We start from the raw sequence: 9376 nt of genomic DNA, 5'->3' as shown, positions 1-9376 counted from the left end.
TAATAGACGGATCTAAGCATGTAGACCCTGGGGCGGAGGTCCCGCGGACGCGGGTTCGATTCCCGCCGCCTCCACCATTTATCGTTTCAGCGCGTTCCAAACAGTTCCCTGAAACCCTCTAACCCCGCTTCTCGCGGGGTTTTTTGTTACCATTAGGTCCGTTGCGTTCCAGGGGAAGCCTAGCACATGTGTGTGTAACGGCGTGAGTAACCCCGGGGTACGCCAAGGTGGTTACACACAGCGGGGGTGTGAGATGGCGCTGACCGACCGGGAAGCAAGGCAAGCCAAGCCCGCCGAGCGGCAGTACACGATGGCCGATGGCAAGGGGCTGTCCTTACTGGTGACGCCGAAGGGCGGGAAGTGGTGGCGGTTTCGCTACCGCTACGGGGGGAAGCAACGGATGCTTTCGCTCGGCACCTATCCCGAGACCAGCCTGAAGCAAGCTCGGGACAAGCGCGACGAGGCCCGCGGGCTACTCGACGACGGCGTGGACCCGAGCGCCCACCGCAAAGCCACCCGCGCCGCTCAGGCCGAGGCGACCGCCAACACCTTCGAGGCCCTGGCGCGGGAGTGGTACGAATCCAAGCATTCCGCGGAGGTGGTCGCCGAGCACGCCGAGCGCAATCTCCGTCGCCTGGAGCAATACGCCTTCCCTACCCTCGCCCGCACGCCCGTCCGTGAGATCAACCCGCCCGAGGTACTGGACGCCCTGCGCCGGATCGTGGACCAGGGGAAGGTGGAAACCGCGCACCGGGTGAAGGCGCTCATTGGGCAGGTGATGCGCTACGCCATCGCCACCGGCCGCGCCGAGCGTGACCCGACCCCGGACCTGCGCGATGCGCTGCCGCCCTCCCGGCCGACCCATCATGCCGCCCTGGTGAAGCCCGACGAGGTAGCGCCGCTACTCCGCACCATCGACGATTACGGCGGACAGCCGGCCACCCGGGCCGCCCTGCGCCTCGCCCCCATGCTGATCGTCCGCCCTGGCGAGCTACGCAAAGCCGAGTGGGCGGACTTCGATATGGAGCGTGGCGAGTGGGCCACGACCGCCAAGGGCGGGGTGCCGCTGGTGGTCCCCCTCCCCCGGCAGGCGCTCGACGTTCTACGCGAACTGGAGCCGATAACCGGCCGCGGCAGCTACGTTTTCCCGAGCGTGCGCGGCAAGGGCCGCCCCATGTCGAACAACACGATCAACGCCGCACTGAAGCGCATGGGCTACGGCGACGAGATGACGGGTCACGGCTTCCGGGCGATGGCGCGGACCATCCTGGTGGAGCGCCTGGGCTTCCCGGTGGAGATCGTCGAGATGCAGTTGGGCCACCGCGTCCGCGACGTACACGGCCGCGCCTACAACCGGACCCAATGGCTGGAGGATCGCCGCTCGATGATGCAGACGTGGGCGGACTACCTCGACAGCCTCAAGGCGGGGGACGCGAACGTTGTGCCGTTGAAGGGGCGGCGGTGATGACAAGAGGCAGCCCTTTCCGACATCCGAAGCTTGCTCCGGTCACTGACCGACTGCCCCATTGGCTTTTCCGCACCCTTGACCGCGGTGACCCGGAAGATTTAAAGACGATGATTCAGGGTTACGACCTGCCAAACCGCGAGGGTATTCCGAAAGAACTTGAGCGCCAGATTGTTGATGGTGTGAGACAGGTATCGGGCAGCTACGTTATGGGTGTGCTTAGCCTATTCAACCGCGCCCCTTATGACGACAGATTGCGCGAAGCAACAGACGCGATAAGAGAATGCCTTGACGCATTCACGGACGACACCATCTCGTTACCCTTGGACCCCTCATACATCGAAGATAATCCGCCCCTACGCGATCACTTCAGGGCTGAAGTGGAAGAAAATACCGGCAAAAACCTTTCCGACGATGAGCTTAAGGCAGAGTTCGAACATATGCGGACTATCCTTGGATGCGTAAAGCGAGCCGCGGAACGGGAAATCGAGGGGCGGGAGCAATCCGGGGCAACGAAAAATCACAAGAAACGCGTTTCGGCAGCCCGGAAGCATTTTCAGTCATCGACCCGTCTGGTAGTTCGCGGTGTTCGCTACGGACTGGAAACATACGGTGACGATGCCTATATGCAACCCGCCCGCCGCGATCGGATAATTTGGGCGGTGCTACAAGCTCTCGGGGAGGATATCACCCAAGTATCGGCATCAACGCTTGCACGCTACTGGAGCGAGGCAAAGCGGCCGCAAAGAATGGTGCTCATTTAGGGGGTAGCACCCAAAATCCACCCCTACCCCGGTAAACTCTCCACCCCGCGTCCCACCGAGACTGACCCCGTGTCCAATAGCTACCACGGGGATTCGACAATGCCTGACCGCATCCTTCGCCGCCCGGAAGTCGAGCGCATCACCGGCATGGGGCGTAGCGCCCTGTATGCCGCCATGCAGGAAGGCCGCTTCCCTCGCCCGGTGAAGCTCGGCCCCCGCGCTGTCGGCTGGCGGGAATCGGAGGTCCAAGCCTGGATCGACAGCCTTAGCCGGGATACCGGGGAGGCCGCGTAACCATGAGGGAGGAAAAGAACCGGCCCGCCGGGTACGCGGGCCAGAGTCTCGACGCTGCACGCCGCCTGTATGGCGACGCCCCCTATGATACCGCGCCCCGCGACCCCGTGCAGTCGTTCCGCGCCGCGCTGGCGGACGCGGGCATCCCGCCCCATGAACCCGCCGACGTGGTGCCGGATGGCCGGCTGCATCGCTATCGGGTGGAAGGCAACCGGGCCGGCACCCGCAACGGGTGGTATGTCCTCCACCTCGATGGCGTGCCCGGCGGTGCCTACGGGTCATGGCGGGCCGGGGTCAGCGGTACATGGTGCGCCCGGGACCGGGAGACCCTGACACCCGCCGAGCGTGACTCCCACCGCCAGCGCATGGAGGCCGCCCGGGCCGAGCGGGACCGGGAACAGCACCGCCGACACCTCGCCGCTGCGGGTCGGGCTGCCCGTATCTGGAGTGACTGCCACCCCGCGGACCCGGGCCACCCGTATTTGGGGACCAAGGGCATCCCGCCGCTGAACGCCCGCCAGCGTGGCGACCGGCTGGTGCTGCCGGTGGTAGAGCTCCAGTCCCGGCGCCTGACCTCGCTCCAGTTCATCGGGCCGGACGGCACCAAGAATCTGCTGTCCGGTGGGAGAAAACGCGGGTGCGTGATCCCAGTCGCCGGCCGGATGCCGGGCGCCTCGCGGGTGCTGATCTGCGAGGGATGGGCCACGGGCGCCACCCTCGCCGCCCTGGAGCCGGACGCCCTGGTGCTGGCCGCGATAGACGCCGGCAACCTCCACCCGGTCGCCACCGCCGCCCGGCGGGAGTGGCCGGACATGGAGCTGGTGATCTGCGCCGACGCCGACCCCACGGGCGTGGATAAGGCCCGCGCCGCTGCCATCGCTGCCGAGGCGCTGGTCGCGGTGCCGATGTTCCCGGAGGGGATCGAGGGCTCGGACTGGAACGATTACGTGGCCGCTGGGCTCGGGGAGGTGGAGGTATGAGCGCGATCAACCCGACCGCCCCCGTAGAGGCATGGCCGCGCCTGGAGCCGCTGCCGGAAGGACTGCCGCCCGTGCCGGCACTGGATGCCGAGATGCTGCCCGAGGCCCTGCGTCCCTGGATCACCGACATTTCGGAGCGGATGCAGTGCCCGATGGAGTATCCCGCCATAGGTGCCCTGGTGGCGCTGTCGTCCGTGGTGGGCCGGCAGATCGGCATCCGCCCCCGGCTGCGCGACGACTGGACCGTGGTGCCGAACCTGTGGGGTGCCATCGTTGGCCGCCCCGGGCTGATGAAGTCACCCGCGCTGTCCGAGGCCATAAAGCCCGTCAACGCACTGGAGGCCGAGGCGAGGCGCCAGTGGGAGGCCAACAAGCGCGAGCACGACGTTCAAGCGCAACTTCAGGAGGCCGGGGCCAAGGCGACGAAGAAGGCCATTCAGGACGCCATGAAGGCCGGTGACCGGCAGAAAGCCCACGACCTCGCGCTGGTGCAGGCCCATGAGGAAACGACCCCACCCGAGCGGCGCCGCTACATCACCAGCGACACCACGGTGGAGGCCCTGGGCGAGCTGCTGTCGTCGAACCCGCGTGGCGTGCTCGTCTACCGCGATGAGCTGACCGGCTGGCTGAAGGACCTGGAGCGCGAGGGCCGGGAGTCCAGTCGGGCGTTCTACCTGGAGGCGTGGAACGGAACCGGCGGGTTCACTTATGACCGCATCGGCCGGGGCACCATCGACATCGAGGCCGCCTGCATCTCCATCCTGGGCGGTATCCAGCCGGGCCGGCTGTCGGAGTACCTGCGAGCCGCCATCGACGGCGGTGCCGGGGACGACGGCCTGATCCAGCGGTTTCAGCTAATGGTCTGGCCGGACATGCCCGCCGAATACCGCGACGTGGACCGCTGGCCGGACGGGGAAGCCAAGCGCGAGGCACGCGCTGTGTTCGAGCGCCTGGACGCCATCGACCCCGAGGCCCTGGGGGCGGATACCGAGGATGGCGGCATCCCGTTCCTGCGCTTCGATGGCGCCGCCTATGAGCGGTTCACCGACTGGCGGGTGGAGCTGGAACGCCGCATCCGGCACGGCAACGAACATCCCGCGTTCGAGTCCGCGATCGCCAAGCATCGGTCGTTGGTGCCATCGCTGGCGCTGCTGTTCCATCTGGCGGACGCCCCGGACGGTGGCCGGGTGACCGACCGTGCCCTGCTGATGGCGCTCGCGTGGTGCGAGTACCTGGAGGAACACGCCCGCCGACTGTACGCCCCGGCCCTGGACCCGGCCCTGCACGCCGCCCGGGAGCTGGATCGGCACATCCGGCGTGGCGAGCTACCCAACCCGTTCCGCGAGCGAGACGTGTACCGCAAGGGCTGGAGATTGCTCGACCGCAAGGGAACGCGGGAGGCACTGGACTACCTGGAGGACCTGGGCCGCGTCGCGGGGGTGACCATCGACGGCCCCGGCCGACCCACCACCACGTGGTACATCCACCCGGACCTGGGGGGTGCGTGATGGCGTTCGCCGAGCGACTGGCCGAGCTAAAAAAACACAGGAAGGCGCCCAGTAGGGACCGACAAAACCGACAAAACCCACCTTCTGTCAGTTTTGTCAGTCCCGAACGGGGCGCATATCCGAAAAATTCGGAGCCGACCGCCCCGTGCCCGACCTGCGGTGGCGGGGATTACTACGAGGCGGATGGCTGGCACTGCACCCGCTGCCAGCCGCCCACGGAGGCCCCGTCGCGCTGGCTGGTCGTGCCGGGCGGGACCGTGCCGGACGGTGCCGCTCAGGACGTGGATGCTGTTCTGCATCGGGCCGTCGCCGGGACGCCCGTCGCCGTGGAGACCCTGCGGGCTGCCCTCGATGACGACGACGTGGTGGAGATCACCCACGGCCGCCTGAGCGTGGCCGAGGTGCGGGCATTCGCCGAGACCCTGGACCAGTGGCCGGTGGAGCCGCCCGAGGCGGTAACCTGCGCCACCTGCACGCACTACCGGCGCAGCGAGCATCACCCGCATCTGGGGACCTGTGCCGCTGGTGTGATCCCCGGCGGTGCGGCGGGGCTGTGGGATACCGACCGGCGGCATTGCCCGCACTGGAGGCAGCCATGAGGGCGGTACGCGGTGCGCCGTGGCTGCGTGAGCAGATGGAGAAGGTAGTGACGTTGCCGCGCCCCCGCCGCCGCTTTCATGGCTGGATGCGCCCGGTGCATGGCGGCAAGGCCCACGCGGTGTTCCGGGTGCCGGACGGCAAGGCCGGGTGGATGCTGATGTTCGCCTGCAACCATGCGTCCACCCGGTCCCGGGTGGTGACGGATGAGCAGGCGCCGCGGTGCCGGGTATGCCTGGGCCGGGTGGGTGGAGACCCGCCACGAGGGGGTGCGGCATGAGTGTCGAGCAACGAGCGCCCCAGCCCGGGGACGCAGCCACCATTGGCGAGCGCCCGGAGCGGTTCACCGTCATCTCCCTGGACGGCGGCACCGTGGTACTGGAGTCCCGCCACGGCGTGCGCTGCCGGGCCGGCCGGCGGGTGGTGCGCGTGGTGGATGGGGAGAGACGCCAATGATGCTGGAGCGGCTGCACAGCGAGATCACCGAGGCCCTGGAGGCGGCAGCCGAAGCCGAGCGGGAGGCGACCGAACAGCGCCGCCTCGCCACCGAGCTACTGCGCCGTGCGCTCATTGAGGCTAGTACCGGCAGCCGTTGGTGGCCGGAGGGGATGACCGAGGATGACGCCATGCGACTGGTGCGGGAGGCACGACGATGAGCGATTTGGAGATGCCCGAGCCGGATGAGCTGGGCGAGCTGGCCGTCCCGGAGCCGCCGGACGACGAGGTGGGGCGCGTCTTGGCTGAGTGGGACTGGCGGGAAAAACGGGTCCTACCGTGAGGGGTGACCCTGCGGGTGACAACAGGCGCGGGGATCGCGTTGAGCGAGCACGACGAGGCGCGGTTGATTGTTGTTGTTTCCTGGTGCGCTCACCACATCGATAGGTCCGCGGGTCCCTCCCGATGTTGGCGCGAACACGGGTGCGCGGAGTCGCGGTTTCCGACCATTTTTCGATCCCTGGTGACCGTCAGCAGCATGGCGCCGTATCCGCGCTGTGGCGGGCTGTGTGGGTGCCGAGAGTGCCGAGCGGGGTCCTTCCAGGGCGAACACGCCGCACGGGTGCGCAGAGGCGCAATCGCTGGCCATGTACGGGTCACCACGCCGGTGCCGGTTCCGGTTCCTCCAGGCTCAGAGATGGCGCTGTGCGCGGACTGACGGCGACCACGAGGGGGAACCGGGTGGGTCCTTTCCACGCGACTGCTGTGCGGGTGCTGGCGAGCGCGGTTTTTGCCTAGTCACAGGCGCCACGAACCGGGGTTGTTGTTTCCATCGGGGAGGGGCGTCGCAATCCCTGGCGCTACCGGCGCGGGACCGTCGAGGGCCGGCGACTTTTCGTGCCGTCAGAATCGAGCTAGGGGGGGTATCCATCGACCGGAACCGGAACCCCCTATGGACTGGCGGAATCTGCGCGAATATCGCGACTCTGCGCACCCGCATTCGTGGCGGTGCTCAGAGGGACCCGCGGCATCGGGCTCATGCTACGATCCCGAATGGCACGGATTGGCGCACACGGGAGGCGCACGCCATGAGCGAGGTGATTGTGGTGAAGGCGGTACGGGACGCCGAGGCCGGTGTGTGGCTGGTGGAGTCGTCGGACGTGCCCGGTCTGCGCCTGGAGGGCGAGACCCTGGAGGAACTGGCCGAGAAGCTGCCCGGCGCCATCCTGGACCTGTTGGAAGCGGGCGGGGGCGTGGATGACGGGTTGGACGTGCCCGTGGAGCTGATCGCCCACGCCAGCACCCGCGTCCGCAGCCCGGCAGCGTGAACGACTACGGCAAGCCCGTCCGGCGCATCCTCACCGAGAACGGCTGTTACCTGCTACGTCAGGGCCGTGGTGACCATGAGGTGTGGACCAGCCCCCATGCCTCCCGGCCGTTCACCGTCCCCACCAAGATCAAGTCCCGGCACACCGCGAACGGCATCCTCAAGGATGCGGGGCTGCCCAAGGCATTCTGATCGGCTGGTGAGCACCCGACCGCCGCGACCGCCTGACTTCCCTGTGCGGTGCATCGGCGCCTTGGTAGGCGACGACGGGTGCATGGGTGAGCCTACCAAACAAGAAAGCCCGGCGCGTGGCCGGGTGCGGTAGCGCCCGCCGCACCGTCCGCTCGCTCGTGCCGTGCTCGGCGGCAATGCGGGAGGCGGTGCGCTCGGAGCTGTGGTCATTTTGACCACTGCTTTTACCCTTAAGTGACCCGGCCTCGGACGCAGACCGCTTCGCCCGCGCATACTTGCGGCCGACATGGAAAGCCCGGCGCGGGGCCGGGCTGTGGTGATTACCGCTGGCGGTATCGGAACTCGAAGTACCGGCATCCGGGGTCAGGGTGGCGTACCCGGCGCTCGCTGAGCAGTACCAGCTCCTCACCCCTGGCGGTGCTGACAATCTCCCCGGTGGAGCGGGGGCCGCCCGGGACCTTCGCCACCTGCACCGGCACGGCCGGGCCGTGGACGCGGCGCTTGGTCCACCAGGTTTCGATGGTTGCCGTCATCGCTGCACCCTCCCTGTCTGGCGCTCCAGCCACCGCCGGTAGTCACGGTTCTCCCGGTCGGCGATCCGCTGTGCGGTCGCCCTGGTGCGCTCCCTGGTGATGACGATGGTGCTCTGATGCTCGGCGTGGCCGTAGACGTTGCGCCGGCTGCGAGTGAGCAGTACCGACCAGCGCCCATCCGGGGCCGGGCCGACGTGGTAGTGCTGTTCCATGCTCATGCCGATTCCCTCCCTTCCTGGCGGTCCTCACGCCGTGCTGCCATCGCCTCCAGGGCGTCCCACTGCGCTGGCGTGAGCAGCGATTCAACCATCGCCGCGATCCGGGCATGAGGGCAGTCGTCAAAGGCCCGCACGCGCTCCACCAGCGCGTCCATACGCTCGTCGGGTGCGTGCTCACGCATGGCTGGCACCCTCCAGGCAGTCGGGATCGGTGGCGCCGCGGACGATGCGAACGCTCGCGTAGCACTCGGGGGAGCTGGTGGCGAGGCGATCCCGCTCGGCCCGCGCCTCGTCGGCGGTACGGAACGGCCCGGCGAGGGGTTCGGCAATCAGGCGCCGCCCGTCGGCGAGGGTGCGGTCGGCAGAGACGTGGTACTCCACGAGCCAGCCATCCGCGGCGACCGTCGGGCCATCATCGAGCACGAGCACGCCCTGATCCGCGTCCCACTCGCCCCAATCGGAATCACCGCCCTTGGCGATGGCGCCGCGCCCGTTGGGGTAGACGGTCATCTGCCCGCGCTGGCCGCCGCCGTAGTAGATGGGCCACGTCCGGGCGCCGGGCTCCCATGCCGCCTGCTGATCTAGGGGAATGCCGGCCGGGGGCTCCGATGCCAGCGCCTCCAGTTCCTCGCGGATCGCGGCGACGATGGCCGCGTCATCGCCCTCCAGTTCATCCGACGCGGGTGTGAGCCGGGCCACCGCCATCGGCAGGCCGGAGCCAGCGGGCCGGACGTAGTAGCCGGACCATCCTAGTGACGATACGTGGCGCCCATAGTCGAGGCCCTGGACGGTGCTGTACTCGGGGATGCGGGTGCTCAAGACGAGATCACCCGCGGGGAGATCGTTGGTGCTCATGGTTGCTACCTCCAGTGGCTGTGGTTAGCGGGGTAGCAACGGACCAATGTGTGTAACGTAGAGAGTAACTATCGGGTTTATCCCGACTAGTTTATCGCGCGCTCAATGGCTTACGATTTTTTTGTGTTGGACGCCGCCTCCACCAAAATCTCGAATAGAAACAGCGGCTTAAAGCCGCTGTTTCTTTTTCTGCCTGATGATTTTCCGA

General features: G+C 67.7%; 16 protein-coding genes and 1 other RNA gene. 13 read left to right on the top strand and 4 right to left on the bottom strand.

Going from position 1 to position 9376, the window contains the following annotated elements; genetic code table 11:
* The 13 genes from ssrA to G7A99_RS13870 all read left to right on the top strand — a co-directional run.
* Positions 1-77: a transfer-messenger RNA gene (ssrA, locus tag G7A99_RS13925) on the top strand; the annotation flags it as partial.
* Between the two features lie 176 nt (positions 78-253).
* Positions 254-1465 (top strand): integrase arm-type DNA-binding domain-containing protein, encoded by a 1212-nt coding sequence (locus G7A99_RS13920; RefSeq protein WP_163141133.1) that lies wholly within the window; start codon positions 254-256, stop codon positions 1463-1465.
* Positions 1465-2229, top strand: a complete 765-nt coding sequence (locus G7A99_RS13915; protein ID WP_163141130.1) for a hypothetical protein — start codon at positions 1465-1467, stop codon at positions 2227-2229. Before G7A99_RS13920 ends, G7A99_RS13915 begins: the two co-directional genes overlap by 1 nt.
* Positions 2230-2328: 99 nt before the next feature.
* The gene (locus tag G7A99_RS13910; protein WP_163141128.1) at positions 2329-2523 is read left to right on the top strand and encodes an AlpA family transcriptional regulator; all 195 of its coding nucleotides are present in this window, start codon (positions 2329-2331) and stop codon (positions 2521-2523) included.
* A gap of 2 nt (positions 2524-2525) precedes the next feature.
* Entirely contained in the window at positions 2526-3503 is a 978-nt protein-coding gene (locus tag G7A99_RS13905) for a toprim domain-containing protein (RefSeq protein ID WP_240466285.1), read from the top strand.
* A complete protein-coding gene (locus G7A99_RS13900; protein WP_163141125.1) occupies positions 3500-5011 on the top strand; it encodes a YfjI family protein in 1512 nt (503 codons plus the stop codon). Before G7A99_RS13905 ends, G7A99_RS13900 begins: the two co-directional genes overlap by 4 nt.
* Before the next feature lie 242 nt (positions 5012-5253).
* Positions 5254-5610: a hypothetical protein gene (locus tag G7A99_RS13895; RefSeq protein WP_163141122.1), complete on the top strand. Its 357-nt coding sequence runs from the start codon at positions 5254-5256 to the stop codon at positions 5608-5610.
* Entirely contained in the window at positions 5607-5888 is a 282-nt protein-coding gene (locus G7A99_RS13890) for a hypothetical protein (RefSeq protein WP_163141119.1), read from the top strand. Before G7A99_RS13895 ends, G7A99_RS13890 begins: the two co-directional genes overlap by 4 nt.
* On the top strand, positions 5885-6064 hold the full coding sequence (locus G7A99_RS13885; protein WP_163141116.1) for a hypothetical protein: 180 nt from the start codon (positions 5885-5887) through the stop codon (positions 6062-6064). Before G7A99_RS13890 ends, G7A99_RS13885 begins: the two co-directional genes overlap by 4 nt.
* Complete coding sequence (locus tag G7A99_RS13880) at positions 6061-6264, top strand: hypothetical protein (protein WP_163141113.1); 204 nt, start codon at positions 6061-6063, stop codon at positions 6262-6264. Before G7A99_RS13885 ends, G7A99_RS13880 begins: the two co-directional genes overlap by 4 nt.
* The gene (locus G7A99_RS25785) at positions 6261-6386 is read left to right on the top strand and encodes a hypothetical protein (protein WP_256379724.1); all 126 of its coding nucleotides are present in this window, start codon (positions 6261-6263) and stop codon (positions 6384-6386) included. Before G7A99_RS13880 ends, G7A99_RS25785 begins: the two co-directional genes overlap by 4 nt.
* A 745-nt stretch (positions 6387-7131) precedes the next feature.
* The gene (locus G7A99_RS13875) at positions 7132-7371 is read left to right on the top strand and encodes a DUF1902 domain-containing protein (protein WP_163141110.1); all 240 of its coding nucleotides are present in this window, start codon (positions 7132-7134) and stop codon (positions 7369-7371) included.
* Positions 7368-7562 carry a type II toxin-antitoxin system HicA family toxin gene (locus tag G7A99_RS13870; RefSeq protein ID WP_163141107.1) on the top strand — a complete coding sequence of 65 codons (195 nt, stop codon included), beginning with the start codon at positions 7368-7370 and terminating at the stop codon, positions 7560-7562. The genes G7A99_RS13875 and G7A99_RS13870 overlap by 4 nt, the downstream gene beginning before the upstream one ends.
* Before the next feature lie 320 nt (positions 7563-7882).
* On the opposite strand, the gene G7A99_RS13865 is transcribed toward G7A99_RS13870, so the two are convergent.
* From G7A99_RS13865 to G7A99_RS13850, 4 genes are read right to left on the bottom strand one after another with little or no spacing between them, the layout of a single operon-like run.
* Positions 7883-8095, bottom strand: a complete 213-nt coding sequence (locus G7A99_RS13865) for a hypothetical protein (protein ID WP_163141104.1) — start codon at positions 8093-8095, stop codon at positions 7883-7885.
* Entirely contained in the window at positions 8092-8313 is a 222-nt protein-coding gene (locus G7A99_RS13860) for a hypothetical protein (protein WP_163141101.1), read from the bottom strand. The genes G7A99_RS13865 and G7A99_RS13860 overlap by 4 nt, the downstream gene beginning before the upstream one ends.
* On the bottom strand, positions 8310-8495 hold the full coding sequence (locus G7A99_RS13855) for a hypothetical protein (protein ID WP_163141098.1): 186 nt from the start codon (positions 8493-8495) through the stop codon (positions 8310-8312). Before G7A99_RS13855 ends, G7A99_RS13860 begins: the two co-directional genes overlap by 4 nt.
* Positions 8488-9168 carry a hypothetical protein gene (locus G7A99_RS13850; protein WP_163141095.1) on the bottom strand — a complete coding sequence of 227 codons (681 nt, stop codon included), beginning with the start codon at positions 9166-9168 and terminating at the stop codon, positions 8488-8490. The genes G7A99_RS13855 and G7A99_RS13850 overlap by 8 nt, the downstream gene beginning before the upstream one ends.
* Between the last annotated feature and the right edge of the window lie 208 nt (positions 9169-9376).

This window comes from Arhodomonas sp. KWT (genome assembly GCF_010993615.1).
This window is presented reverse-complemented; position numbering and strand designations above follow the sequence as displayed.

Excerpts from the sequence above, each read along its gene's own strand:
- G7A99_RS13865 (WP_163141104.1), bottom strand. The coding sequence starts at position 8,095 with ATGACGGCAACCATCGAAACCTGGTGGACCAAGCGCCGCGTCCACGGC.
- G7A99_RS13900 (WP_163141125.1), top strand. The coding sequence starts at position 3,500 with ATGAGCGCGATCAACCCGACCGCCCCCGTAGAGGCATGGCCGCGCCTG.
- G7A99_RS13905 (WP_240466285.1), top strand. The coding sequence starts at position 2,526 with ATGAGGGAGGAAAAGAACCGGCCCGCCGGGTACGCGGGCCAGAGTCTC.
- G7A99_RS13890 (WP_163141119.1), top strand. The coding sequence starts at position 5,607 with ATGAGGGCGGTACGCGGTGCGCCGTGGCTGCGTGAGCAGATGGAGAAG.
- G7A99_RS25785 (WP_256379724.1), top strand. The coding sequence starts at position 6,261 with ATGAGCGATTTGGAGATGCCCGAGCCGGATGAGCTGGGCGAGCTGGCC.
- G7A99_RS13915 (WP_163141130.1), top strand. The coding sequence starts at position 1,465 with ATGACAAGAGGCAGCCCTTTCCGACATCCGAAGCTTGCTCCGGTCACT.
- G7A99_RS13860 (WP_163141101.1), bottom strand. The coding sequence starts at position 8,313 with ATGAGCATGGAACAGCACTACCACGTCGGCCCGGCCCCGGATGGGCGC.
- G7A99_RS13855 (WP_163141098.1), bottom strand. The coding sequence starts at position 8,495 with ATGCGTGAGCACGCACCCGACGAGCGTATGGACGCGCTGGTGGAGCGC.
- G7A99_RS13880 (WP_163141113.1), top strand. The coding sequence starts at position 6,061 with ATGATGCTGGAGCGGCTGCACAGCGAGATCACCGAGGCCCTGGAGGCG.
- G7A99_RS13875 (WP_163141110.1), top strand. The coding sequence starts at position 7,132 with ATGAGCGAGGTGATTGTGGTGAAGGCGGTACGGGACGCCGAGGCCGGT.
- G7A99_RS13920 (WP_163141133.1), top strand. The coding sequence starts at position 254 with ATGGCGCTGACCGACCGGGAAGCAAGGCAAGCCAAGCCCGCCGAGCGG.
- G7A99_RS13910 (WP_163141128.1), top strand. The coding sequence starts at position 2,329 with ATGCCTGACCGCATCCTTCGCCGCCCGGAAGTCGAGCGCATCACCGGC.
- G7A99_RS13850 (WP_163141095.1), bottom strand. The coding sequence starts at position 9,168 with ATGAGCACCAACGATCTCCCCGCGGGTGATCTCGTCTTGAGCACCCGC.
- G7A99_RS13885 (WP_163141116.1), top strand. The coding sequence starts at position 5,885 with ATGAGTGTCGAGCAACGAGCGCCCCAGCCCGGGGACGCAGCCACCATT.